Origin of the sequence: Comamonas sp. CMM02 (genome assembly GCF_014851485.1) — a bacterium.
Taxonomy (GTDB): domain Bacteria; phylum Pseudomonadota; class Gammaproteobacteria; order Burkholderiales; family Burkholderiaceae_C; genus Comamonas; species Comamonas avium.
In genome coordinates this window covers 21,349-47,231 of sequence record NZ_JACUZW010000001.1, presented here as the reverse complement: position 1 = coordinate 47,231, position 25,883 = coordinate 21,349, and the positions used below count along the sequence as shown (strand labels likewise).

At 59.9% G+C, this 25,883-nt stretch carries 23 protein-coding genes and 1 tRNA gene; 11 read left to right on the top strand and 13 right to left on the bottom strand.

The window, feature by feature from the left end:
- Positions 1–18: 18 nt before the first annotated feature.
- Both IB213_RS00230 and IB213_RS00225 read right to left on the bottom strand, forming a co-directional pair.
- Positions 19–1,497, bottom strand: a complete 1,479-nt coding sequence (locus IB213_RS00230) for a SulP family inorganic anion transporter (protein WP_192405022.1) — start codon at positions 1,495–1,497, stop codon at positions 19–21.
- Between the two features lie 202 nt (positions 1,498–1,699).
- Positions 1,700–2,524 (bottom strand): UPF0149 family protein, encoded by an 825-nt coding sequence (locus IB213_RS00225; RefSeq protein WP_191722352.1) that lies wholly within the window; start codon positions 2,522–2,524, stop codon positions 1,700–1,702.
- 194 nt (positions 2,525–2,718) lie between these two features.
- Between IB213_RS00225 and IB213_RS00220 the strand changes: the two genes are divergently transcribed.
- From IB213_RS00220 to IB213_RS00205, 4 genes are all read left to right on the top strand, one after another.
- A complete protein-coding gene (locus IB213_RS00220; RefSeq protein WP_192405021.1) occupies positions 2,719–4,434 on the top strand; it encodes an FMN-binding glutamate synthase family protein in 1,716 nt (571 codons plus the stop codon).
- 51 nt (positions 4,435–4,485) lie between these two features.
- Complete coding sequence (locus tag IB213_RS00215; RefSeq protein ID WP_370551121.1) at positions 4,486–5,298, top strand: hypothetical protein; 813 nt, start codon at positions 4,486–4,488, stop codon at positions 5,296–5,298.
- Between the two features lie 632 nt (positions 5,299–5,930).
- Positions 5,931–6,971 carry a sensor domain-containing diguanylate cyclase gene (locus tag IB213_RS00210; RefSeq protein WP_192405019.1) on the top strand — a complete coding sequence of 347 codons (1,041 nt, stop codon included), beginning with the start codon at positions 5,931–5,933 and terminating at the stop codon, positions 6,969–6,971.
- A 333-nt stretch (positions 6,972–7,304) separates the two neighbouring features.
- Positions 7,305–7,381, top strand: a tRNA-Met gene (locus IB213_RS00205).
- Positions 7,382–7,515: 134 nt separating this feature from the next.
- Here the strand turns inward: IB213_RS00205 and IB213_RS00200 are convergent.
- Positions 7,516–8,850 (bottom strand): dicarboxylate/amino acid:cation symporter, encoded by a 1,335-nt coding sequence (locus IB213_RS00200; protein ID WP_304515595.1) that lies wholly within the window; start codon positions 8,848–8,850, stop codon positions 7,516–7,518.
- 216 nt (positions 8,851–9,066) lie between these two features.
- Between IB213_RS00200 and IB213_RS00195 the strand changes: the two genes are divergently transcribed.
- Positions 9,067–11,718 (top strand): PAS-domain containing protein, encoded by a 2,652-nt coding sequence (locus IB213_RS00195; protein WP_225560907.1) that lies wholly within the window; start codon positions 9,067–9,069, stop codon positions 11,716–11,718.
- A 207-nt stretch (positions 11,719–11,925) separates the two neighbouring features.
- On the opposite strand, the gene IB213_RS00190 is transcribed toward IB213_RS00195, so the two are convergent.
- Positions 11,926–12,360: a helix-turn-helix domain-containing protein gene (locus IB213_RS00190; RefSeq protein ID WP_191722347.1), complete on the bottom strand. Its 435-nt coding sequence runs from the start codon at positions 12,358–12,360 to the stop codon at positions 11,926–11,928.
- 83 nt (positions 12,361–12,443) lie between these two features.
- Here IB213_RS00190 and IB213_RS00185 point away from each other — a divergent pair, with 83 nt between their 5' ends.
- Complete coding sequence (locus tag IB213_RS00185; RefSeq protein ID WP_191722346.1) at positions 12,444–13,667, top strand: MFS transporter; 1,224 nt, start codon at positions 12,444–12,446, stop codon at positions 13,665–13,667.
- Positions 13,668–13,763: 96 nt separating this feature from the next.
- Here the strand turns inward: IB213_RS00185 and IB213_RS00180 are convergent, their stop codons facing one another.
- Positions 13,764–14,198: a VOC family protein gene (locus IB213_RS00180; protein WP_191722345.1), complete on the bottom strand. Its 435-nt coding sequence runs from the start codon at positions 14,196–14,198 to the stop codon at positions 13,764–13,766.
- Positions 14,199–14,367: 169 nt separating this feature from the next.
- On the opposite strand from IB213_RS00180, the gene IB213_RS00175 reads away from it, so the two are divergent.
- Entirely contained in the window at positions 14,368–15,474 is a 1,107-nt protein-coding gene (locus IB213_RS00175; protein ID WP_192405018.1) for an acyltransferase, read from the top strand.
- Between the two features lie 7 nt (positions 15,475–15,481).
- On the opposite strand, the gene IB213_RS00170 is transcribed toward IB213_RS00175, so the two are convergent.
- Positions 15,482–15,796, bottom strand: coding sequence for a cupin (locus tag IB213_RS00170; RefSeq protein ID WP_192405017.1), 315 nt, complete (start codon positions 15,794–15,796; stop codon positions 15,482–15,484).
- A 158-nt stretch (positions 15,797–15,954) separates the two neighbouring features.
- Positions 15,955–16,593, bottom strand: coding sequence for a response regulator transcription factor (locus tag IB213_RS00165; RefSeq protein WP_191722342.1), 639 nt, complete (start codon positions 16,591–16,593; stop codon positions 15,955–15,957).
- Between the two features lie 727 nt (positions 16,594–17,320).
- Here IB213_RS00165 and IB213_RS00160 point away from each other — a divergent pair.
- A complete protein-coding gene (locus tag IB213_RS00160; RefSeq protein ID WP_191722341.1) occupies positions 17,321–17,641 on the top strand; it encodes a heavy metal-binding domain-containing protein in 321 nt (106 codons plus the stop codon).
- 41 nt (positions 17,642–17,682) lie between these two features.
- Here IB213_RS00160 and sugE read toward each other — a convergent pair whose 3' ends face one another.
- The 3 genes from sugE to IB213_RS00145 all read right to left on the bottom strand — a co-directional run bounded on the left by sugE (position 17,683) and on the right by IB213_RS00145 (position 19,753).
- Positions 17,683–18,003 (bottom strand): quaternary ammonium compound efflux SMR transporter SugE, encoded by a 321-nt coding sequence (gene sugE, locus IB213_RS00155; protein WP_191722340.1) that lies wholly within the window; start codon positions 18,001–18,003, stop codon positions 17,683–17,685.
- Between the two features lie 197 nt (positions 18,004–18,200).
- Complete coding sequence (locus IB213_RS00150; protein WP_191722339.1) at positions 18,201–18,722, bottom strand: nucleoside deaminase; 522 nt, start codon at positions 18,720–18,722, stop codon at positions 18,201–18,203.
- Entirely contained in the window at positions 18,719–19,753 is a 1,035-nt protein-coding gene (locus tag IB213_RS00145) for an ABC transporter substrate-binding protein (protein WP_191722338.1), read from the bottom strand. Before IB213_RS00145 ends, IB213_RS00150 begins: the two co-directional genes overlap by 4 nt.
- 423 nt (positions 19,754–20,176) lie before the next feature.
- On the opposite strand from IB213_RS00145, the gene IB213_RS00140 reads away from it, so the two are divergent.
- Both IB213_RS00140 and IB213_RS00135 read left to right on the top strand, forming a co-directional pair.
- The gene (locus IB213_RS00140; protein WP_225214013.1) at positions 20,177–21,181 is read left to right on the top strand and encodes an isopenicillin N synthase family oxygenase; all 1,005 of its coding nucleotides are present in this window, start codon (positions 20,177–20,179) and stop codon (positions 21,179–21,181) included.
- Between the two features lie 120 nt (positions 21,182–21,301).
- Positions 21,302–21,961 (top strand): hemerythrin domain-containing protein, encoded by a 660-nt coding sequence (locus IB213_RS00135; RefSeq protein WP_192405016.1) that lies wholly within the window; start codon positions 21,302–21,304, stop codon positions 21,959–21,961.
- Positions 21,962–22,046: 85 nt separating this feature from the next.
- Here the strand turns inward: IB213_RS00135 and IB213_RS00130 are convergent, their stop codons facing one another.
- Positions 22,047–23,156: a 3-deoxy-7-phosphoheptulonate synthase gene (locus tag IB213_RS00130; protein ID WP_192405015.1), complete on the bottom strand. Its 1,110-nt coding sequence runs from the start codon at positions 23,154–23,156 to the stop codon at positions 22,047–22,049.
- Between the two features lie 370 nt (positions 23,157–23,526).
- Here IB213_RS00130 and fos point away from each other — a divergent pair, with 370 nt between their 5' ends.
- Positions 23,527–23,982 carry a fosfomycin resistance glutathione transferase gene (gene fos / locus IB213_RS00125; RefSeq protein WP_192405014.1) on the top strand — a complete coding sequence of 152 codons (456 nt, stop codon included), beginning with the start codon at positions 23,527–23,529 and terminating at the stop codon, positions 23,980–23,982.
- Positions 23,983–24,023: 41 nt separating this feature from the next.
- Here the strand turns inward: fos and IB213_RS00120 are convergent, their stop codons facing one another.
- Together IB213_RS00120 and IB213_RS00115 are read right to left on the bottom strand one after the other, a co-directional pair.
- Entirely contained in the window at positions 24,024–24,518 is a 495-nt protein-coding gene (locus IB213_RS00120; protein ID WP_192405013.1) for a putative toxin-antitoxin system toxin component, PIN family, read from the bottom strand.
- Positions 24,515–25,795, bottom strand: coding sequence for a class I SAM-dependent RNA methyltransferase (locus IB213_RS00115; RefSeq protein ID WP_191722333.1), 1,281 nt, complete (start codon positions 25,793–25,795; stop codon positions 24,515–24,517). Before IB213_RS00115 ends, IB213_RS00120 begins: the two co-directional genes overlap by 4 nt.
- Positions 25,796–25,883: the final 88 nt, after the last annotated feature.

Genomic DNA, 25,883 nt, shown 5'->3' with positions numbered 1-25,883 from the left:
CAGTTAAAGCGGTGGCCATCACGTCTTCATGCGCTGCACCAGACGCAGGCTCTGAGCGTCCATGCCAGTCAGCTCCACGGTGCAGCCGTGCTGCTCCAGACGCTCGACCACTTTGTCCAGCGCGCCAATGGCCGTAATGTCCCAAAAGTGCGCCCCGCTGACATCAATGCGCACGGGCCGGCCGGCCACCGCCCGCACATCAAAGCGCTCGACCAGAGCATCGGCAGAAGCAAAAAATACCTGCCCGCTGATGCGCCATGTGCGCAAACCCGTTGCTGCGTCCTCTTCATAGGTGACCTGCAGCATGTTGGACACCTTGACGGCAAAGAACACGCCCGACAGCAGCACCCCCGCAATCACGCCTGCGGCCAGATTGTGCGTGGCAATCGTGATGACGACGGTGACCAGCATCACCCCGCTGGACAGGCGCGGGTAGCGCACCATGTTGCGTAGCGATTTCCAGTCAAAGGTAGAGGCCGACACCATCACCATGATGGCCACCAGCGCCATCACCGGCACCTGCGACACCCAGGGCTTGAGCACCACCATCAAGATCAGCAGAAACACCCCGGCAAACAGCGTAGACAAGCGACCGCGACCGCCGTATTTCACATTGCCCACAGCCTGCCCAATCATGCCGCAGCCTGCAATGCCACCGAACACGCTGGAGGCCATATTGGCCATGCCCAGGCCCGTGCACTCGCGGTTCTTGTCGCTGGGGGTGTTGGTCATTTCATCCACCACGGCAGCAGTCAGCACCGACTCCAGCAAACCCACCATGGCAATCGCCAGGGCAGGCAGCACGATGATGCGCAGCGTGTCCCAGCTGGCGGGCACCTGCGGCAGGCCAAACAGCGGCAGGGCATCGGGCAGCTTGCCCAGATCGGCCACCGTCGCCACAGGCAAGCCCAGCGCAGAGGCCAGCAGCGTGAGCACCACCACACAGATCAGCGGGGAGGGAATGGCTGTGAGCGCCTTCACTTGCAAAAGCTGCCCCAGCCAGGGCAAGCCATAAATGATGAGCAAGCCCAGCGCCAGCATGGCCCAGGTGGGCACGTTGGCGTTGTGCAGGTGCGGCAATTGCGCGGCAAATATCAAGATGGCCAGCGCGTTCACAAACCCCGTGCGCACGGAGCTGGAGACAAAGCGCATCAGCACGCCCATCTTGCACAGCCCAAACACGATCTGCATGGCCCCCGCCAGCAAGCCCGCAGCAAACAGGTACTGAATGCCGTGTGAAGCCACCAAGGGCGCCGCCACCAGCGCAACCGAGCCCGCCGCCGCTGACACCATGGCCGGGCGTCCACCAAAAAAGGCAATCACGATGCTGATGACAAACGAGGCGAACAGGCCCACCGACGGATCCACCCCCGCTACAAACGAGAAGGCAATCACCTCAGGAATCAATGCAAACGTGGCAACGGCACCGGCCAGCAATTCACGCGGAATGCTGGGCGCCCATTCCGCGCGCAGGCGGGCTATCAAAGGCAAGGACATACAACGCAGAGAAAACGTACTGGAGCGTGATGGTAGGGCCTGGCTGGCGCACCGCACAGAAATAAAAAAGGAGCTTCTATCGCTTACTACACCTTGTTTTCAGATAGAAAGATATCTGAAAACTATACAGTGCAAGCGATAGAAGCTCCTATTTTCAAGAAGGCCTCACGCCCTCAAAAAATACGGGCATTCGGTCAATGCATCAAGCGCCGCAGCACTTCTTGAATTTCTTGCCGCTGCCACAGGTGCAGGCATCGTTGCGGCCGGGCTGCTCACCCTTGACGATGGACTCCACGCGGGGGCCCATGCTGCGCCACAGCTGGCGCAGGTCATACACGGCCCATACGGTTTCACCAAACGCGTCCAGACGCTCTTGACTGGTCGATGCGGGGCCGGTTTCGTCGTACAGGTTCAAAGTGGCTTCGCCGTCGTCGTCTTCTGTCAGGTTGACCAGAAACTCCATGGCCGCATCCAGCCACTGTGCAGCTTCCTTGTCGCGCGGTGCAGCCCACTCCTCGGCCCAGTTTTCCACCACAAACATGAAGCCCAGCGCCCAGACCTGGCCCAGCGAAGGAATCTCTTCGTCTTCCAGCTCGGCGCGTTCGGCCTCGGGCAGCATCAGCAGTGCGCCACGGGTGTCCATCACTTCAGGCTGGAAAGCGGCCTGGTCTTCCAGCGACTTGATTTCAGTATCCAGCTGGCCGCGTACTTCGTCCATGCGCAGCTGCGCCAGCTCCAGAAAGCGCGCTTGCTGGGCCGCATCTTTGAACGCTTCAATCTTGGGCAATGGCTGGCCTTGCGCCACTTCCAGCGTTTCGCCGTCGCCCAGCAGCATGGGCAGCCATTCGGCGGCCGCAATGTCGCGGCGTGTGCAGATGACGGCCGTCAGAAAGCCGTCGCAGAACTCCCACTGCGGGATTTCTTCTGCGCGTTCGCGCATTTCTTCCAGCATGTTGTCCAGCTCTTCGAGCATTTCCGTGCTCAGCGCAGCTTCGACTTCTGGGGCGTCAGTTTGGTTGTTTTCCATGGTGTATCTATATTCAGGTGGTTGGCGGGCACAAGCCCATGTGCGAATTCGGCGGTCTCCTGCATGGTGATGGCGCTGTCATTCGCACAATCAATGCAAAGGGGGCGGGACTGCATGCGCAACGCATGTATGGCCGATAGCGGGCAGTGTAGCCCGCAGGCCAAGCCCGTGCCTGTTACACAGGAGTTGTCTGCATGCTGCATGGACCTTATCGTTCACGGGGTCTGTTTCCCGTTCGTTACACCGTACTGGCGCTGTGCATGGCCAGCAGTGTGCTGGGCTTGATCGCCGCGCTGGCCTGGGGCCACTGGTGGTGGCTGGTGCCGGTGATTGCAACGGCGCTGACCGTGATTGGCTTTGCGGATCTGCGCCAGAAGCGGCATGCCATCTTGCGTAATTACCCGGTCATCGGGCACATGCGTTTCTTGCTGGAATTTATCCGCCCCGAAATGCGCCAGTACTTCATCGAAGGCGATCACGAGGCCTTGCCCTTTTCGCGTGCACAGCGCTCCCTGGTGTACCAGCGCAGCAAGGGCGAGCCTGACAGCCGCCCTTTTGGCACGCTGCTGTATGTCTCCATTCCAGGCTACGAATGGATCAACCATTCCATGGCCCCCAGCAAACTGGACAGCCAGGACTTTCGCGTATGGATTGGAGGAACGCCTGAGCAGCCGCTCAGCGGCAAAGACGTCTGCACCCGTCCCTACCACGCCAGCGTATTCAATATTTCAGCCATGAGCTTTGGTGCTTTGTCTGCCAATGCCGTGCTGGCACTGAACCTGGGGGCACGCACTGGCGGCTTTGCACACGATACGGGGGAAGGGTCCATCAGCCAGCACCACCGCGTGCACGGCGGTGATTTGATCTGGCAAGTGGCCTCAGGCTACTTTGGCTGCCGCAACCCAGATGGCACGTTCAGCGAAGAGCGTTTTGCCGCCAACGCAGCCGACCCACAGGTCAAGATGATTGAGCTCAAGCTCAGCCAAGGCGCAAAGCCCGGACATGGCGGCATGCTGCTGGGGGCCAAGGTGACCCCGGAAATCGCAGCTGCACGCGGCATTCCGGTTGGCGTTGACTGCATCAGCCCCTCCAGCCACAGCGCTTTTCACACTCCCATCGAAATGCTCCAGTTCATCACCAAGCTGCGCCAGCTATCGGGTGGCAAGCCCGTAGGCATCAAGCTGTGCGTGGGCCACCCCTGGGAGTGGTTTGCCATGGTCAAAGCCATGATGGAAACCGACATCACCCCCGACTTCATCGTGGTGGACGGTGCCGAAGGCGGCACTGGGGCTGCACCCGTTGAGTTCACCGACCACGTCGGGGTGCCGCTGCAAGAAGGATTGCTGCTGGTGCACAACACCCTGGTGGGCGTTAACCTGCGCCACCGCGTGCAAATTGGTGCGGCCGCCAAAGTGATTACAGCGTTTGACATTGCCCGCATGATGGCGCTGGGTGCCAACTGGTGCAACGCAGGGCGTGGGTTCATGATGGCCTTGGGATGCATCCAGGCACAGACCTGCCATACCGGCCACTGCCCCACCGGCGTTACCACGCAAGATGCGCTGCGCCAAAAAGCCCTGGTCGTGCCTGACAAGGGCACACGCGTGGCCAACTTTCACCGCAGCACCATGCACGCACTGAAAGAGCTGGTGCAAGCGGCGGGCCTGCGCCACCCGGGCGACATCACCGCCCACCACATCGTGCGCCGCACCAATGACTCACAGGTACACCAGCTGGCCAACACCATCTTGCGGGTCGAGCCTGGGGCATTGCTGGGGCCGCTGGACGAGCAGCACAACGTCTTCAAAATGTACTGGGGCCGTGCTACAGCCCAGACTTTCCAAATCTCTGCTCCGCCACTCAAGCCCTCTGCAACGCAGCCAATGAACAAGGCACAATCCCTGAATTGACCACAGGGCCGCGTCCCTGGGGCCCGCTTGCTTTGACCCGACGTGCTGCCTGTGCCTGCTTCCCACACCCCGATTGATTACGACGCATTCCTTCGCGCCCATGTACTGAGCCAGCCGCACAGCGTCATGCGCTATGACCAAGAAGGTGAGACCCTGTGGGTCAAGCGAGCTGGTGCGCTCAACCCGCGCTGGCGCTATCGCGTGCTGGCAGCACTGGCCAGAGTTTTCAAAATGCCGGTGCTCAGCCCCGTACCCAATCCTGGTGGCCGTGTGGCAGTGGCCACCGAAGTGCGCCGCCTGCGCGATTTTTCTGCACGGGGGCTGCGCGCCCCGCAAGTGCTGGCTACCAATGAAGATGGTTTTGTCATGCGCCATCTGGGCGCTGCGGGTCAAGCTACCCCCAGTCTGGGCAATGAGCTGCAAGAAGCCATCCCCCGTGGAGCAAATGCCGTACTGGCGCTGTGGAAGCAAGGCCTGCAAGCCATTGCCAAAGTGCACAAGGCGGGCACCACACTCAGCCAGGCTTTTGCGCGCAATCTGGTGCGCTGCCCCGACGGCGTCATTGGCTATATTGACTTTGAAGACGACCCCACCGCACACCTGCCCCTTCCCGTGTGCCAAGTGCGTGATGCCCTGTGCTACGTCCACTCCACCGCATGGATTCTGGAGCAAGCCCACGCCATGCCTGAAGCGCGCAAGCACTGGCAAGCCTGGGTGCAGACATTGCAGCCCGAAGCCCGTGAGGTCCTGCAGCAATCGATTGCACGCATGGCATGGGCCGGCCGTTTGCCCACCGACCGCAAATTGGGCCGTGACGGCCAGCGCATCCGCATGGCGTTTGAGCTGCTGCGCGCAGACGTTTAAAACCGCCCGTCGTGGCCAGCCCCCTCTTTGGGCTGCTCTATTGCATGCACAACCAGCGCCATGCGCTGCGCTGTTTAAAGCCTGCGGCTATCCACACTCAGTGCATAGCCATGCATGCCAGCGACGACGGCAACCACCATGCTGGTTTGCCGCTCCATGCCACCTGTGCCCAGCATCGCAACGACGCATGAGCGGTACGGCGTCCTTTTAGTGCATCTGTCACCTTTAAAGTACACACCAAATAGCCAGTTAACAAAGGTTTGCAGCAAAGTGCAAACCTTTGATTTTTATATATTTTTCATTGGTTTCAATGAAAAGAACCCGTTGATCGCATCAGTGACACGCTACTGGTAGCGGACAGGCGTTTCCCGCTCATCAGGTTAATGAATGTAACCAGACTTGGCCCTGTACATTCCACCTCCGCCTAGCACACATAAAACACCATGCATTGACCTGCACCACAACCTCCGCGCCCAGCTGGCACTCCGGAGTGATGTGCATCAAGACTGCATGCAGATGCCAGCTTTGCTGCGTGAAGACAAGGCCAGTTTCCCGTCTATGAAAACACCCTGCCTACACAGCACAGCCGCCCCCCACATGCTGGGACAACGCGCTGCCAGAGGACGACACATATGTTCACAGAGACACAATTGCTCCATCTCCCCCACGACAACGATGGCGTGTACCGCACGTTGCTGGAATCGACCAAGGCCATTCCCTGGAAGATCGACTGGGCCACCAAACGCTATGTCTATGTGGGGCCGCAAATCGAAGCACTGCTTGGCTGGAGTGTGGGCACTTGGGTCACCGTGCAAGATTGGGCAGACCGCATTCATCCCGAAGACCGGGAGCAAGTGGTCAAGCACTGCGTGGAGCTGTCCATCGCAGGCGTTGACCACGAAGCCGACTACCGGGCGCTCACGGCCGATCAGCGCTACGTCTGGATGCGCGACACCGTGCACGTCCTGCGCAATGCACAGGGTGAGACCGAGGCCTTGATCGGCTTTATGTTTGACATCAGCGAACGCAAGATCACCGAAGAGAAGCTGCTGAGCCTGCAAAGAGAGCTGGAAGTCATGTCATACAAGGACGGGCTGACCAATATTGCCAACCGCCGTCGCTTTGACGATGCGATGGCGCAGTACTGGGAGCGTGCGATGCAAACGCAGCATCCGCTGTCCTTGATGGTGCTGGACATCGACTTTTTCAAGCAATACAACGACTACTACGGCCACGTCCGTGGTGACCAGTGCCTGATCGACATTGCGCAAATGCTGGCACAGACACTGGATGGCCCATCTGACTTGGTTGCACGCTTTGGTGGCGAAGAATTTGTGGTGCTGCTTCCGGAGGTTCCTGCGCACATTGCGCACCAGGTGGCAGAGCGCTTCATGCGCCAGCTCAAGGAGCACCCGATCCCGCATCCCGGCTCACCCCATGGGCAACGTGTGACTGCGAGCATTGGCGTGGGCACCATCGTGCCGCAGTCAGGCACGCAGAGCATTGACTTCATTGAAGCGGTGGACCAGCAGCTTTATCTGGCCAAAAAACAGGGGCGCAACCGCGTTGTCTCCCAAAATATCGAGCTCAGCCGCCCAGCCTTTTTTGCAGGCGATGCCACAGCGCCCGGCCCCGTCCTCACTACTGCTGCGCAGAGCTGGCGGCAGCGGTGATGCGCTCCATCACCGTTGTGCAGCCTTCTTGCGCACTCCATAACACCCGCCGAACTGGCTGACGCAGCGGATAGTGGCTTTGTCTGGAGCCATTCATGACCGAGCTTTCCCGCAGGGCTGCAAGGCCACGACGCCCACCTACTGTGCATCCTTGCAACCAGCTGTGGCGATGGCATTTGACCGTCTTGACGCACTTGGCCCCTGATGCTCTGCGGAATGCCGATATCTTTATTTATTTAAAGAATAAAAAATCAAGGGTTTATTACCGGTGGTATTATTCGGGCTTCGCACTTGATACCTTGTCTCCAAAGACAGTGGTCTTGCACAAATTACCGCGAGGTGGAGCAGTCTGGTAGCTCGTTGGGCTCATAACCCAAAGGTCGTTGGTTCAAATCCGGCCCTCGCAACCAATAAAAAATCCCTGATCATGTTTGGTCAGGGATTTTTTTTACGCCTGTACTGTAGCCCCATGCAAAAGGGGTGCCTCAGCACCCCTTGGTCAGCGAACACATTCACGGCCCGCTGATGGCATCTGCAAAAGTACTCAGGCCTTGGCCGCTACAGCGACGGGCACGGGATCCAGTTCAGCAACAGGCTCGCCATCCAGCACCGAGTTCAGGCGCTTCATGTCCACGCCATTTTCCCAGCGAGAGACCACCACGGTCGCAACCGCGTTCCCGATGAAGTTGGTGATCGAGCGGCACTCAGACATGAAACGGTCCACACCCAAAATCAGCGCCATCCCGGCCACTGGCACTTCAGGCACCACAGCCAGCGTTGCAGCCAGCGTAATGAAGCCCGCGCCCGTTACACCCGCCGCGCCCTTGGACGACAGCATGGCCACCAGCAGCAGCATGATTTGGTGACCCAGCGTCAGCTCCACATCACAGGCCTGGGCAATGAACAGCGCAGCCAGTGTCATGTAAATGTTGGTGCCATCCAGATTGAAGGAGTAACCGGTAGGAACCACCAGACCGACCACCGACTTCTTGCAGCCGGCTTTTTCCATCTTTTGCATCAAGCTGGGCAACGCCGATTCAGACGACGAAGTACCCAGCACCAAAAGCAGCTCTTCCTTCAGGTAGCGACACAGCTTGAATACCGAGAAGCCGCACAGGCGCGCGACAACACCCAGCACCACGGTCACAAAGATGAAAGACGTCAGGTAGAAAGCGGCGACCAGCTCTGCCAGATTCACCAGCGAGGACAGACCAAACTTGCCAATGGTGAACGCCATGGCCCCGAAAGCGCCAATAGGAGCGGCCTTCATCACAATCGCCACCAGCTTGAAGACGGGCTTGGCCAGCGCTTCAAAGAAGTTCAGCACAGGCTTGCCAGCATCACCCACCATGGCCAGCGCCACCCCAAACAGCACCGCCACCAGCAGCACCTGCAAGATGTTGTCACCCACAAATGGGCTGATCAGTGTCTTGGGAATGATGTCCATGACAAAGCCGGTCAGCGTCATGTCGTGCGTCTTGGCCACAAAGCCCTGTACGGCTTTTTGATCCAGATCGGCCACGTTGATGTGCATGCCAGCGCCGGGCTGCCAGACGTTTGCCACCACCATGCCGACAACCAGCGCCAGCGTAGAGAAGGTCAGGAAATACGCCATGGCCTTGCCAAAAACGCGGCCCACGGTGCTCAACTGCGTCATGCCCGCAATGCCGGTCACGATGGTCAGGAAGATCACCGGAGCAATGATCATCTTGATCAGCTTGATGAACGCATCGCCAAAGGGCTTCATGGCTGCGCCGTATTCCGGTGAGAAATGGCCCAGCAAAACACCGACAACGATGGCAACCACCACCTGCACATACAGCTGGCGGTAGAACGGCAAACGCATAGTGCTTATGGCTTCAGATTGGATGGGGTGCATGCTACGGGTTCCGAAAGTGCAAACAAAATGCACCTTGGCGGTGCAACTGAGGGGGTTTGTACTGCTGGCCCGCGTTTACGCCGATAACCTATTGGTATTAGATGCCCGTTTTTCGCGGCAAAAGTGCCTAAAAATACGTAGAAATACGAACCCATTTCGACTGCATCAACAGCCTGCAACTGGCCAAACAGCTGCCAGCACAGGCACACTTGCGCCATGTTTTCACGCCTTCGCCGCCGCCAGCTGTGGCCTTTCGCTCCCCTGATTGCTGGCATGCTGCTGAGCATGCTGGTTGTGGGCTGGCTGACATGGCGACATGCACTGCTCAACGAGAGTGAAATTTTTCAACGCCAGCTGGAAGTGCGCGCCCAGGTGCTGACCCAGCGGGTGGACCGTTTTCGCACCCTGCCCGAGGTGCTTTCGCTTGACACCGAATTGCGCCAGGCCCTGCAGCGCCCCTTGACCGCCAAGGATGTGGACTACCTCAACCGCAAGCTGGAGCGGGCCAACGGCGCCACTCGCTCCTCGACACTCACACTCATCAACAAGCAAGGCATTGCGATTGCCGCCAGCAACTGGCATGCCCCGCAAAGCAATGTGGGGGAAAACTACAGCTACCGCCCCTATGTGCAGCAAGCGCTGGCCAATGGCAGTGGACGCTTTTACGGCATTGGCACCACCACTGCCGTGCCCGGTTATTTTTTATCGCAAGCAATTTACGACGACACCGGCAGCGCCATTGGACTTATTGCAATCAAGATTGCACTTCAAGAGCTGGAACGCCAATGGCCCAATGCCGCTGACATCGTGTTCGTCTCCGACAACTATGGCGTCATCTTTCTGACCAGCCGTGAGCCGTGGCGCTACCGCTTGTTGCGCCCATTGACACACGCAGCACAGATCCAGCTGGCGGCAACCCGCCAGTACCAGGACGAGCAGCTGACGCCCCTGCACTTGCGACTGCGCAAGCAACTGAACAATGGCAGCCGCTTGGTGGATGTGCAAGACCCTGACCTGCCCCGTCATATGCTGCTGCAAAGCGTGGGGCTGCTGCACGGACAGTGGCAGATGCATTTGCTGCACGACACCAGCACCAGCGCCACCACCAGCTGGTGGGCTGCCGGCGCAGCAGGAGGCCTGTGGCTGGCAGGCGGATTGCTGGTGCTGTTTGTGCGCCAGCGCCAGCGCATCACACGCCTGCGCCTGCGCAGCCGCCAGGAGCTGGAGACCGTGCTGCAGCAACACGCGCAAGAGTTGCGCACCGCCCAGGACGGCATTGTGCAAGCTGCACAGCAGGCCGACACAGGCTTGTCGCGCAGCCTGGAGCACCTGCCCCAAGGGGTTGTCATCATCGATGCCAACTTGAACCTGGTGGCATGGAACTCCCGCTACCTTGCCCTCTTTCGCTACCCTCCTGAAATGGTGCGCGTGGGCCAGCCGATTGAAGACCTTCTGCGCTTTAACGCCAAGCGTGGTCTGCTGGGCACCGCACCGATGGAAGAGGCCATCCAGCGCCGCCTGGGTCATCTGCGCAGTGGCAAGCCCCATTTGCACGAGAGCGAAAAAGGTGATGGAACGGTGCTGGAAATTCGTGGCAACCCACTGCCCGATGGTGGTTTTGTCACCAGCTATGCAGACATCACCAGCTACAAAAATGCAGCCCGAGAATTGCGCTCTTTGGCCGATGCACTGGAGCGGCGTGTAGAGGAGCGAACGCATGACCTCACCCAGGCCAAACGCGAGGCCGAAGAGGCCAACCGCTACAAAACCCGCTTTGTGAACGCTGCCGTGCACGATCTGCTGCAACCCCTGAACGCAGCACGCATGTTCACCAGCCTGCTGCCCAGCCACGTGCATGACGATGCGGGCCGCCACGTGGCTGACAGCATTGACGCCGCACTGGCCTCGCAAGACGCCATCTTGAACAGCCTGCTGGACATTGCCCGCATGGAGTCCGGCCAGCTTGAGGTGCACGTGCGGGACTTTGCACTCGACTCCCTCTTGCATGTGGTGCACAACAACTTTGGCATGCTGGCCGAAAGCGAGGGGCTGAAGCTGCGCACCCGCTCCAGCCACCTCATCGTGCGCAGTGACGAAGCGCTGCTGCGTCGTATTTTGCAAAATTTTGTCTCTAACGCCATTCGTTACACGAGACAGGGGCGCATCCTGATCGGTTGCCGCCGTGCGGGCAACCATGTCCGCATCGAAGTGCATGACCAGGGACCAGGCATTCCAGAGAGCCTGCAGCGCGAGATTTTTGAAGAGTTTCGCCGTCTTGACGAAGGCCACGCCGATGATCGCGGCACAGGCCTGGGACTGGCGATTGTGGAGCGTCTGGGCAAGCTGCTGGGCCACGAGATTGGGCTGCGCTCTACCCTCGGCAAAGGCAGTGTGTTCTGGGTCCAGGTGCCGCTGGGCAACGCCCAAACCCTGCAGCCTGCCGTGCGCCCCAGCACTGTCACGCATAGCCAAAACGATGCCCCCTTGCAAGGCGGCGTAGCCTGGTACATCGACGATGACCCGCAGACCTGTGCTGCCACCCGCGCCCTGCTGGAGCGCTGGGGCTGCGAGGTCCCCTACGCCGGAGGCCCGCACGATGCACTGCTTATTGCCAACGCCCACGATGTACCGCAACTGGTGCTGCTGGACGTGCACCTGGGCAAAAACCTGTATGGGCCAGACATTTATGCACAGCTGTGTGAGCAGTGGGGGCAGATGCCTCCGGTGATTTTGGTGACTGCTGAGCGCGATGCATCACTGCGCCGCCAGGCCGCCGAGCGGGGCTGGGGCTTCTTGGCCAAACCCGTCAGACCGCCAGCGCTGCGCGCGCTGATGAGCCAGACACTGCTGCGTATCCGCGAGGATTGATGGTTCAAAAAGTGGATCTAACGCTGACTGAGAAATCGCCAATAGCTGGATTTATTGCAATTCATCGCCAGTAAGCACTGATCTTGCGGTGGCCCCGATTGCAGAAATAGGGGTCTTGACGCAGCCTTTCAGGCATGGGGTCCATAGACCCGCCTTGCCTGCAGGTACACATGCGCCACAGGCACCCAGCCACCACCACCACCACCACTATCGCTGCACTGCCGTGCCCGATGCCTGCAGCACTTGACCTTGCCTATTGGTGGCGTGCATGGGCGCGATCACGTCACCCGTGGCGGTGTCAATCAATACGGAATGTGGCTCATCGGCAGCAAACAAATGCTGCTCGCCCCACTGGCGCAAAGCCACGATGAGCGGAAACAGCTGCGCCCCTTTTGGCGTGAGCACATATTGCTGGTAGGCCGAACCACCCGCCACAGGCTCGGTGGCCAGCACCCCGGCATCTACAAGGCGCTTGAGGCGGTCAGTGAGTATGTTGCGCGCAACGCCCAGATTGCGCTGCAAATCGCCAAAGCGGTGCAGGCCATCCATCACATCGCGCACGATGAGCAACGACCAGCGGTCTCCCATCAAGTTGGCAGCGCGGCCCACAGGGCAGGTGTCATCGACAGCAGGAACAGTCATCAGCTCAGACTCCAATCTGGTTGCATTCTAAAACCAATCCGCGTATGCTGCGACTAGTTTTAATTTGAAACCAAACTGCATTCATGCCTTCCTCTCATTTGTGCGGCGCTGCGCCACCTTCCACACAAACGCCAGCGCTAGCCCCCATCTGGCTGCTGGCGCTGGCAGCAGGCTGCAGTGTGGCCAACGTGTATTTTGCGCAGCCCTTGCTGGATGCCCTGGCCGCCGCATTTGACATTAGCCATGGGGCAGTCGGCGGGGTGGTGACCGCCACCCAGCTGGGCTGCTTGCTGTCCTTGGTGCTGCTGGTACCGCTGGGCGATCAGATTGAGCGACGCCGCTTGATGCTGGCGCAAATGGCAGGCTTGGTGCTGGCATTAGGGGGCGTAGCCTTGGCGTCGTCAGCCACAGGCCTGATGGTCGGGATGCTGGCTATCGGGCTGATGGGCACCGCGATGACCCAGGGACTGATCGCCTATGCCGCAGCCATTGCAGCTCCTGCAGAGCGTGGCCGGGTGGTGGGAGTCGTACAAAGCGGTGTGTTTGCTGGATTGCTGCTGGCCCGGGTGTTTTCGGGCGCTGTGAGCGACATGGCTGGCTGGCGCGGCGTTTACATGGTGTCTGCTGCCGGCATGCTGGTGCTGGCAGTGCTGCTGTGGCGGCAGTTGCCGGTCACTAGCGTACATGCCCAGCCCACCCTCAGCTACCAACAACTGCTGGCGTCGATGTGGCAGTTGCTGCGCAGCAACCGGGTACTGCAGGTGCGCGGCATGCTGGCACTGTGCATGTTTGCCGCATTCAATATTTTCTGGAGTGCGTTGGTGCTGCCCTTGTCTGCAGCACCGTGGTCTTATTCGCACACCGCCATCGGCGCGTTTGGACTGGTCGGTGTGGTGGGGGCCCTGGCAGCCACACGCGCCGGGCACTGGGCCGATCGTGGCTGGAGCCAGCGCACCACGCTGGCAGCTTTGCTGGTACTGCTGCTGGCGTGGTGGCCGCTGGCGTATATGCCCCAGTCTGTGATGGCGCTGATGCTGGGCATTGTCTTGCTGGACATGGGTGGTCAAGCCCTGCATGTGGTCAACCAGCACCTGATTTTTCAGCAATCGAGCAGCGCCCCCAGCCGGCTGGTGGGCCTGTACATGCTGTTTTATGCCGCGGGCAGCGGTGCTGGCGCACTGGGCGCCACTGCCATGTACGCACACCATGGCTGGCTGGGCGTATGCGCATTGGGTGCCGCGGTTAGTTGCGCTGCACTGCTGTGGTGGTGGATGACCCGCCGCTACGGACAGTCAACGAATGGATAGCTCGATGACCCACCATTGAGCATTTACGTACGCGAAGATGCCAGGTGAGCCATCTTCATGCTCATCTGCTCATCTGCGCATCCAGCAAATGCTTGCTCAAGCCTCAAATTCAATATGCACGGCGGGCGCACTGCGCCGTGCTTCACCGTGATAGACGGCTTCGATGTTGTTGCCGTCGGGGTCCAGTACAAAAGCCGCGTAATAGCCCGGATGGTAGGAACGCTCGCCCGGAGCCCCGTTGTCAGACCCGCCATGCGCCAGGGCGGCTTGATAGAACGCATCCACCATGGCACGGTTTTGTGCCTGAAATGCCAGATGGTGCCGACCTGTCACATGGCCTTGTGCAACAGTGCCGTCTGCAGTGGAAACGAACAGTTCATCGGCCCAAAAAAATCCATCTCCCGTGCCGCTGACAGGTATGCCCAGACTCTCCAGCACTGCTGTGTAAAAACGCTGCGCACGCGGCAAATCGGGCACCACAATTTGCAGGTGGTCAATCAAGCGGCCACGGTAAGTTTCACAAATTTGCATCATCGTCTCCTTGGGTGAAGTTCATGCCCAATGTACGTACACCCGGCTCAGCGGGAAAGCACAATTTCTCCAGGTGTCAGCCATTGAGCACGCTCGCACGTTATGTCAGACAAAGGGAAGGCGTGTCCGCTTTTCTGCCTTGTACTTCCACCGAGCCAGTCTGCGCCACGTGAACACCCGAAATTCCTGGTTTGATCAAATCAAAGCCATCGCTTGCTTGCTGATTGTTTGCCACCACCTGGCGTTTTATGGCCCGATGTCAGATGTTCTGCGTCCTGCGCTGCCCGGCGTTCTGGCATGGCTGGATGAATATGGCCGCATGGCCGTGCAAATTTTCCTGGTGATTGGTGGCTACTTTGCAGCCGCTGCGCTGGCGCCACAGGGCGTGGGCAGGCATGACCAGCTCTGGCCAGTGATCAGCAAGCGTTTTATCCGTTTGAGCCTGCCATACAGCGCAGCACTGGTGGTGGCGATGGTGGTAAATGAAACGGTGCACGGGTTGGGGTTTGACCATGAATCCGTGTCACAGACACCCACCTGGGCCAGCGTGATGGCGCACCTGCTGCTGCTGCACAGCATTGGTGGCTGGGAATCCATTTCGGCCGGGGTCTGGTATGTCGCCATTGATTTTCAGTTGTACGTGCTGTGCCTGCTGGGGCTGTGGCTCAGCCGCAAGCAGTCTGCATGGAAGAGCTGGGGCCAAGCCGCAATCACAGCCGCCACGGCCGCCTCTTTGTGGGTGTGGAACCTGAACCCTGAACTGGATATGTGGGCGCTGTACTTTTTAGGCGCTTACGGGCTGGGCATGATGGCCTGGTGGGCCACCCACAGCGAACATAGCGCGCAACGCACCTTGTGGGTGGTGACCATTGCTGCACTGGGGCTGATCGCCCTGAATGTGCAGTGGCGTGACCGAATTGCGCTGGCTGTGGCTAGTGCATTGGTACTGGCCATCAGCGGCAATCTGCGCTGGCCAGAAACACTGCGCACGTGGCAATGGGCACCGCTGACATGGATTGGTCAGCGCTCGTACTCCATCTTTTTGATTCACTTTCCCATGTGTCTGCTGGTCAGCGCTGAGGTCTCCGCCTCCTGGCCCGACAGCGTGGCCGCAAACAGCCTTGGCATGCTGATGGCGGTGGCCTTATCGATTGCCGCCGGTGCAGTGCTGTACGAGTGGACCGAGCGCCCCAGCGCCACATGGCAACGCCTGCGCCACTGGCACGTAGGCGCGCTTTCTACCGGCCTGCTGGCGGCATTGTTCCAGCTGGTATAAGTAGCGTTTAAACGCTGCCCTCGCGCTCCACCACCAAAATACGGGCCACCCCCTGAGGGTGGGCCACATGTTCATCGCCGCTTTGTGCATGAAAGATATCGCCCACCTCCAGCCGGTGCACGCGTTCTTGACCATCGCTGCGCGTATGCATGTGCACCACGCCATCCAGGACGACAAAGACTTCGGGGCCATCGTTGATGTGCCACTGGTAGGGCTGATCTGTCCAGTGCAAACGGACGGTGGTATTGCCGGTGATTGTCTCAATCGCCAACGCCTCCCAAGCTCGCGTGCCAGTAAATGCCTTGGCTGTGATTTTTCGCATGCATGCACTGTACGGCATGGTTTTTCCCCGCCCCAGCCACCGTTGTGCGGCGCTCACGCAGCAATGCAGTGCCTGATATGCGTCAGCGCTGCAGCGGCATGCAAAACAAGGTCTGCCTGCGCCCTATCCATCACACCAGAGTCGATAAACACGGCGCTTCAAATATCTGCGTCGTTCTCAAGGCTCTTGACCAGCACGGCAGCCTGCGTACGTGAGTAGCACTCAAGCTTTTTCAAAATTGCCGTCACATGCACTTTCACGGTGTTCTCGGCCAAACCCAGCTCATGGGCGATTTGCTTGTTGAGCAGTCCATCCGCCAAACACAGCAGCACGCGAAACTGCTGGGGAGTGAGCTGCGCCAGACGCGCAGCCAGTTCGGCATCGGCCTCAGAGCGCTCTGCCGCCATCGGCGGAAACCAGCTGCCGCCCTCAAGCACCGCGTCAATGGCGTTGCCAATGTCTTCTGCAGGGCTCGATTTGGGAATGAAACCCGCTGCACCAAACTGCTGCGCACGGCGGATGACGCGCGGGTGGTCATTCGAGGAGATGATGACCACGGGTATCTCGGGGTACTCCCCGCGCACATGCAGCAAGGTAGAAAAGCCCCGCGCACCGGGCATGGTCAGGTCCAGCAGTACCAGCTCCACCTCAGGGTGTTCCTGCAAAGAGCTGCTGACCGTGCTTGCACTGGCGGCTTCCAGGGTCTGGTACTGCGCAAAGCGCTCGCGCAGCACGTGCAGCACGGCGGCACGAAAAAGGGGGTGGTCATCGGCGACCAGCAGGGTGGGTTCTGACATGTCGCGCAGTCTGCCACGCCGCAGGCATGGCTGCTTTGCCGATAACGCAAAGGCAATGACACGCTCCAAACAAAAATGCCCTTCAGCCATTGCTGGAGGGCACTTCCTATTGCGCAGTTTTAACAGCCCGCATGGCTGTGATCGACGCCTGATTACTGGCTAGCGATTTCCAGGTGGGCAGCACGTGCTTCTTGGATGAATTCGATCAGGGAGTTGATGGCTTGGCGCATGACAGTTCTTTCTGTGTACGAGATGCCTTTCTAAGTGGCTGTGGACAAGCATCTCAACTGTCCACAACTACGGAATAACCACTAAGTGATAACCCGTAGCCGTAAGTATAAACCACATGCTTATTTTTTGCACAGCCCTTCGGGTTTTATGGCTTTGACGCAACGATGCCCCACCCAGGACGCCCCCTCTAACTGCGACAGGCGCAGTGCCCAGACCCGCACATTGCGCTTTGCACCGGGTGGTTGCCACGGGGGTTTTGCATGAGTCCGACGGGATCGCTGGCAGCACGGGTGACTTCAGGGCCGCAGCAGCGCCCTGGACTGCAACGGCACCCTGCTTCAACGACTGGCGCGGCAATGCACATCCGCAATGCACATCCGCAAGGCGCGTTCGTCGGGGTGTGGGAGGGCGGCGGCTGCGTTAGCGCGGCAGTCCTACAGCCCGGGCACCGGCCGTGCACGCAGCATGCATTCACCCTGTTAGACAAAGGCGCTCCATGATTGTCACCACCACCCATAGCGTAGAAGGCAAGACCATCAGCAAGTACTGCGGCGTGGTGGCAGGCGAGGTCATCTTGGGCACCGATGTATTCAAGGACATGTTTGCCGGCATCCGCTACCTGACAGGTGGCCGGGCGGGCTCCAACGAACGTGAGCTGCAAAAGGCCCGCGAGGTGGCACTGTCAGAGCTGCAGGCGCATGCTATTCAAATTGGGGCGAACGCCGTGGTGGGCGTGGCGTTAACTTATGAGATTTTGGGCGCTGCCAACAGCATGCTGATGGTGTCAGCCAGCGGCACTGCCGTGATCATTCACTGACCCGCCAGCACCACTGCAACGCTCGCGCCATCAAGCCCGCATTAATCAGCGGACGACAGCTTCATCAGCACCAGCCCGCTCACGATGAGTGCCGCTGCTGCAATGCGCATGGGTGTAATTTGCTCGCCCAGCACCGTAATGCCCACCACAAACGCACCCACCGCGCCAATGCCTGTCCAGATCGTATAGGCCGTACCCAAGGGCAGGGTGCGCATGGCCATGGACAGCAGACCAAAGCTGGCAATCATGGCGATGAGGGTAATGATGCTGGGGGTGAGTCTGGAAAAACCATGGGACTGCTTCATGGTGAAGGCCCACAAAACTTCCAACAAACCCGCCACCACGAGATAAAGCCAAGCCATACGAAGCTCCTTGCATTGCATGAAGGTGCGGGCCGTCCCGTGATGGTCAAAGCTCACCAAGGTCGTCCCTGGCTAGGCAGTGTTGCACTGCTGAAGATGTTGCGATTGTAGGCAGAGCACCCCAGTGGAGGTGCTCACGCCCTCAATGGTGCTATCGCGCCTGGGTGGTTGCTACACCACAGTGTGCAAAGAAGTTTTCATTTCCACGCGCCCACGTGCGGCTGGCTGGCTTCATCGATCAACGCCGGGCCCACACATTCGATGTCAAACGGCGCTGCACGAAACACATCGCGGCACGACAGCTCCACATCACGCTGGTCCAGCCGCTCGCCCCGAAAGATGCGCAGCCGCTGGTCATCAATACCGTACACCACCCGGCGCAGATTGGCCCAGAAGATGGCACCCGCACACATCACACATGGCTCGCCCGATGCGTAGAGGGTGGCGGTCTCCAGGGCTTCGCGGCCATGGCGCTGACTGGCATCGCGAATGGCCTGCACTTCCGCGTGCGCGGTGCAGTCGCGCAACTCGCTGTTGCTGTTCCAGCCCTGCCCCAGCACCGTGCCGTCGCGCGCCACGATGAGCGAGCCAAAGGGCCGGTTGCCCCGCTCGCGCGCCGTGCGCGACAGGCCAATGGCCTGACGCAGATAGACGCCATCACGCTCGCTGACAGTCTGCTCGGGCAGGAAACCTGCAAAGGGCTTTTCAGCGGCGCTCATGCCGCACCACCGTGCTTGACCGCTGCTGGCAAAAAGGCCGTATTCCATATCTGCTCAGTGGCCGGCAATTGCTTGAGCGCAAAGGTCTTGCCCACCTGCGCAATTTGCCGGGTCAACACGGCCGCATCAATATGCCCCAGGCCGACGCGGGCGGTTTCCGCATTCGCCAGATAGGTGCGCGTGATGGCCCAGCGGGCGCTTTCCTGATCTGCGCGCAGCAGCGGCTCGCGGGTGCGCACGGCAGCCAGCGCGGCATCGGGGTTGGCCAGCGTCTCTACCAGCGCACGCTGGGTGGCGCGCAAAAATGCACGCACCACTTCGGGCTTTTCTGCCAGCATTTTGCTGCTGGCCAGCACGGCATTGCCATACAGGTGCACACCGGCGTCGGCATAGGACAGCACGCTCAGTTGCTCTGGCGGCATGCGCATGAACAGCGAGATGGCCGAGTCGTGAAAATAGGTGGCGGCATCGACATCGCCACGCACCACCACGTTGTCGCGCGCGCTGAAATCGGTGGTCACCCAGTCAAAGAAAGGCTCTGCCAGCTTTTGCTGATCGGCCACCATGGGCCAGCAGCGGCGTGTCGCCTCGACGGCAGCCGCCGCCACTTTCTTGCCTTTGAGGCTGTCAAGGCTGCTGGTGATGCCCTTGTCCTTGCGACCAATGATGGTGAAGGGTGCGCGGTTGTAGTATTGGTAGACGGCCTGCACGGGCATGGTGCCGCTGGCGTGCGCCTCGATCAATGAGCTGATGTCGCCCAGCCCCATGTCATATGCCCCTGAGGCCACCCGCGTGATCGACGCAACCGAGCCTGCGCCCACATCAATCTGCACATCCAGCCCTTCTTCGGCGTAGTAGCCCCTGGAGGCCGCCAGGAAGAAAGGCGATGTCTGACTGGTGACTTTGAAGTCCAGCGTGAACTTCACAGGAACCAGCGCTTTCTTGCCCGTTTGTGCCCAGCTGCTGGCAGGCAGCAGCGCGGCGGCAGAAGACAGACAGGTCGCAGTGCGTAAAAAGTGGCGGCGTTGCATGGCAAAACTCCTTCATCGGTGGTGGCAGCAAGCCAGCGCAAACGAGGATGTGCAGCGTATGCCACCCCGTCCCAGCCGTCTTGCAACTTTGGGGGGTGAGCAATTTCCGGGCGGCATGGCAGCAACCATGCATGCGCTGAACGCTTCTACTCAAACAGCGTTCAAGCACATCCTGTGCCAGCGTGTTTTGCGCCAGCGTAAACATCAGCAGCCACGCAGCTGGCACGAATCTGGCTTGGTACAAGCCTGCACGAGTAGAAGCGTTCAGCACTGCAGCCCGCCAGGAGTTTCAGCGCCGGAAATTGCTCAGCGGGCGCACCTCCAACGGTGCGCCACAGGTCTGAAGACCTGCGCTGATGCACCACTTGTGTGCCAGCACAGGCTTTCAGGGCATCACCCCCTCCTGCCACAGAAAGTCCCGCCATGCTGATGACGACACCCCCCAACACCACCACCTCTGACTATGCGCTGGAAGAGTTGCGCAAGGAATCATTGATGGGCAGCGAAGGCACCACGGTGCAACGCGAAATCCGCCGCATCGACCTGTCCAACTTTGCCGAGCGCAAGGCCGAAATCACCGAGCAGCTGTGGAGTGCGGCCACAGAAATTGGTTTCTTTCAGGTCTACAACCACGGTATTACCGAGCAAGCCGTGCGCCAAGCGTTTGCGCTGTCTGAATCCTTTTTTGCACTGCCCAGCACCAGCAAGGCGCAGTGGCCGCTGTCTCGCAACGCGGGCTGGGAAAGCATGACGCAGATCCGCCCGTCCACGCGCACGGCAGACCAAAAAGAGTCCTACCAGATCACGCGCCCGCGCATGCAAGGCTTGTGGCCATCAGAGGCCGAACTGCCCGGCTTTCAGGCAGCAGCACTGGCGTTTGAGGCCCAGTGCTGGGCTGTAGGCATGCAGGTGCTGTCCTGCTTTGCCGACAAGCTGCAACTGAACAGCGATTTCTTCACCCGCGCCCACGACCCCAGCAGCCCTCACTACCAGAGCACGCTGCGCATGTTGCACTACTTTGCCCAGGCTGCAGACACCCCTGCCGGCAGCTGGCGTGCCGGCGCGCACACCGATTACGACTGCCTGACCCTGCTGTTTCAGCGCCCCGGCCAAGGCGGCTTGCAGGTGCTGCCCGGCAAGGAGATGCAAGGCCGCGCCTGGACACCGGTGGAGCCCGCAGAAGGCGTCATCACCTGCAACATCGGCGATATGTTGATGCGCTGGAGCGATGACCAGCTGCCCTCCAATTTTCACCGCGTCAAAAACCCAGCACCGGGCGAATACCAGGGCGCACGCTACAGCCTGGCGTTCTTTTGCCAGGCCAATGAAGACGTAGTCATCACCAGCCCCAGCGGCAAGTACCCGGACGTGACCGCCGCCGAGTATTTGAAGCAGCGCATCAGCGCCAACTTCTCTAACAAGTACTGAGTTTTATGGTGCCCACTCCTACAGGTCACAGCCCCCCGCTCTGACCATGTCCTGGCAGCATCTTTCGCTACAACCTAAGTACAGGCGACAGCACCGCCGTACTTTGGAGAAGTGAACACAATGCCCACGACAGCCTCACGAGCGCGCACCGTCAAAAGCGCTGCGCGCACGCCCACCTCATCGGCACGCAAGCCATCTACCCAGCCAGTGCAGGCCAAACGTACCGCCATCGCCAAAGCCAAGGCGGTGGCGCCCGATGTGGCCGCACGCATAGGCAGCACGCCCGCCACCAAATTCCGGGGCGATGCCGACATTTTTGGTCGCCTGGTGCAAGACCACGACCGCCACCGGGCGCTGCTGGCCATGGTGGCCCAGACGTCTGGAAAATCCACAGAGCGCCAGATGCTGTTCAAGGAATTGACGCTGGAGCTTAAAAGCCACGCAGCTGCCGAAGAGCAGGCGCTGTGGTCCAGCGTGATGCGCAACCCCAAAACCACCGACGATGCCCGCCACGCCGTCAGTGAGCACAAAGAGATCGATGAAATGCTGGCCGATCTGGCTGCGCGCGACATGGCTTCACCCGCATGGCTGCGCCGTTTTACGGCCCTGCGCGATGAATACCTGCACCACATCCGTGAAGAGGAGCAAGAGCAGTTTGTGGCCGCGCAAAAGCACCTGTCGGCCAGTGACTTGCGCTACATGAAGCAGGTGTTCAACCGCCGCAAGCAAGAAGAAAAAGCCACCACCAAGATCGACAAGAAGATCAAACTCAAAGACTAATCTTTGATAGCTATTAGCGCTTTACCCAAGCCACTTTCAGTATGTTTTATATCTAAAAGTGGCTTGTAGCTTGCGTTACTAGCTATTATTTCTTTAAACGACGCTGGCGCACAGCATCGGCCAGTTGCTGCAGTACCGGAATGGTCTGCTCCATGCTGATGCACGCATCGGTGAGCGAAACGCCGTGTTGCAGCGTTTGCCCTTCCACAATGTCCTGGCGGCCTTCATGCAGATGGCTTTCAATCATCACGCCGGTGATGCGCGCATCTCCCGCAGCAATTTGTGTGGCCACGTCGGCACCCACATCAATCTGGCGGCGGTGCTGCTTGCTGCTGTTGGCGTGCGAGAAATCAATCATGACCTGCGGGCGCAGGCCGGTTTTTTCCAGCACTTCGCTCACGGCCTGCACATCGGCGGCGCTGTAATTGGGCTGCTTGCCACCGCGCAAGATGACGTGGCAGTCATCGTTGCCGCGTGTCTCAAAAATCGCTGCCTGCCCCATCTTGGTCATGCCCATGAAGGCATGGGGGGCTTGCGCAGCCAGGATGGCATCGCATGCCACTTTCACGCCGCCATCAGTACCGTTTTTGAAGCCCACGGGGCAGGACAGCCCGCTGGTCAGCTGGCGATGGCTCTGGCTCTCCGTGGTGCGCGCACCAATCGCGCCCCAGGTAACCAGATCGCTGATGTACTGCGGCGAGAGCAGATCCAAAAACTCTGTGCCCACGGGCAGGCCCAAGCCGACCACATCCAGCAGCAGCTTGCGCGCCAGCTCCAGACCGTCGTTGATGGCAAAACTGTCATCGCGATGCGGGTCGTTGATATAGCCCTTCCAGCCCACCGTGGTGCGTGGTTTTTCAAAGTACACGCGCATCACCACCAGCAGGTCTTGCGACAGCGCATCGGCCTGCACCTTGAGCTGGTGCGCATATTCCATGGCCTGCTCATGGTCGTGGATCGAGCAAGGGCCCACCACCACAATCAGACGGTCATCTTGCCCATGGAGCACGCGCGAGATGGCCTGACGGCTGCTTTCCACCAGCGCCAGGGCCTGTTCGGTTGCGGGCAGCCATTCCTGCAGCAGTGCAGGCGTGATCAGCGGACGCACCGCTTTGATGCGCGTGTCATCAATGCGGGTGGTGTCCAAAGTGGGCTGTGCGACGGATTTGTTCAAGGTGGGCGTGTGGGAAATCATCCCTCTATTGTCGCCCGGCCGCTCCAAAGTCGCCACGGCAAAGTCTGGCGGGATAGGCCGGCATGCGCATTCTTAAAAAACCATAGCAGATGGCGCTGATACGGCTTAGGCTTGAAGCCCCCTAGCGCTTGCTCTCCCATGCACATGCAATTGCCCCTGAGCCGCTGCCGGTGGCAGTCAGCCCCGTGCAAAGACAGCACACAGATTTGCTGCATCCTCCATCACGCATCACCGGCTCTGCTGGCTTGAGCGTCAGCGGCACATTCCAGTTCGCTGCATCAGCGATTTATGGCGGCCTCTCTGCACACAACAAGATGCACAGGACGCCGCGTCACCGATACTGTGCGCCCGACCCACTCACTGCCTTGGTATGCTGACAGGACTCAACCACCTCACCTTGGCCGTTTGCGACCTGCAGCGCAGCGTGCAGTTTTACAGGGATGTGCTGGCCTGCACGTGCCACGCGCAATGGGACACGGGGGCGTACCTCAGCGTCGGGGATTTCTGGCTCTGCCTGTCGCTGGACCCAGCGCGCAACAGCGCCCACTCCGCTGCGCGTGACTACACCCATTACGCGTTTGGAATTGAGCAGCAGCACTTTGCAGACTTCGTTGTGCACGCTCAAAAGCATGGCGTGATCGCCTGGAAGAACAACCGCAGCGAAGGCGATTCGTTCTACTTTCTCGACCCTGATGGCCACCAGCTAGAAGTCCACGTGGGTTCTCTGGCTTCGCGCATTGCCCAATGCAAAGCTGCGCCCTATGCAGGCATGCGCTTTGGCGATGTGCAGGCCTGCCACACAAGTAATGCGTCTATAAAAACATAGCTTGCAGCACTTGATGTATCAGCGCAGCAGCCTGCGCCACCTCACGCCGCCAGAGCGTTATCCGCAGGTTCCAGCACCAAGATATTGCCAATGGTGGCACCGTAGTTCTGCGCCACGCGCTTGCGCTGTTTGAGCACCGCCCTGTCTTTGCTGACCAGCAGCGCCTGGTGCTGGCTGGCCAGGTCCAGAAAATGCTGATCGTCGGGGTCGGTGCAGGTAAAACGAATCTTGGGCGCTGCCGCCACATATTCCACAGCAGCATCAAACGCCGCCATCACACCTTCAGGCGTTTTGCCGTAGAACGATACACGCGGGGCAATCTGGCTGTAGTGCAGCACACGATCCAGCTCAATGCGCTGGGCTTCGTCAGCAATCCAGCGCACCTCGCCTTGCGCAAGCAACTGGCGAATAGGAGGGATATGCGGATCGTCAAAAATCAGCATGTCCAGCACCACATTGGTGTCCAGCACCATGGGACGCGGCCACAGGCCTTCATAGCCCGCATTGCATGCAGGCCACTTCAACACGATTTTCATGCCGACTCGCTCTCGGCACCACCTTCAGACTTGCGTGGTTTGACCGCACCCTTGATCATCTCAAAGCAGAACAGACGGCACTCGATCGGGCCGTTCCACATGGGTGTGCGGCGCGACTCTTTCAGGCGCATCTTGCCGGGCAGCTTCAGGTCGGGGGTCAGCATCCAGCCCGTCCAGCCGCTGTAGTTCTTCTTCCAGTGGCTGGCCAGCTGGCTGAAGAATTCGCCACCATCTTCGGTCTGCGCGGTCTCGCGGCCTGCACGCTCCATCACGCCCATGCGCTCTGCGGCGTTGCGCCCGGCAGAACCCGCTGCAGCAATACGCTCGCCATAGGGGGGGTTAAGCAGCATCATGCCGGGCTGCTCGCACGGGGGCATGCGCTGCAGTGCATCACCACCGCGCAGGCTGATGGTGTCTGCCACACCCGCACGCTCGGCGTTGCGCTGGGCAAAGTCCACCATGCGGTGCGAAATGTCCGAGCCAAAAATAGGCACAGGGCTTTCATCCAGAATCTGCGCTTCGGCCTCGTCCAGAATTTGCTCCCAGACATGGCGCTGAAAAGGCACCAGCTTTTCAAACGCAAAGCGGCGCAGGATGCCCGCAGGAATCTTGCGCGCAATCTGCGCAGCCTCAATCAGCACCGTGCCCGAGCCGCAGCAGGGGTCATACAGCGGCTGCGGGTTGGCGCCGTGCGGGTTCCAGCCGGTGGCGGCAATCATGGCGGCGGCCAGCGTTTCCTTCAAAGGCGCATCGCCCTTGTCTTCACGCCAGCCACGCTTGAACAGCGCCTCACCCGTGGTGTCCATGTACAGCGTGCAGCTGTCCGTAGTCAGGTGCATGTGCACGCGCACATCGGGGTGGTTGGTTTCCACGCTGGGACGCACGCCGTTGCGCTTGGCGCGAAAGCGGTCGGCAATCGCGTCTTTCACGCGCAGCGCGGCAAAGTTCAGGCTGGTCAGCGGGCTGTGCTGGGCCGTGGTTTCAATCTTGAAAGTCTCTTTAGGAGAAAACCAGATTTCCCACGCCACCTCACTGGCTGCGCGGTACAGATCGTTCTCATTGCGGTACTCGGTGTACGACAGCTCCACCAGCACGCGCTGGGCCAGACGGCTGTGCAGGTTGAGCAGCATGGCATCGCGCCACATGCCGCGCACGCTGACACCGCCGCGGCCGGTGAGCACATCGCCGTTGCCCACGCCAGTGATGGCGCGGACTTCGTCGGCCAAGAAACCCTCGACGCCGGCGGCGCAGGGCAAAAACAGATGCAGTTGATTCATAGCAGGGGACCAAGCATACGCGAGTCACCCTGCCCTTGTACGGCTGTTGGTTGACACGCTTTGAAAGCAAAAAACGCAGCCTTGCGGG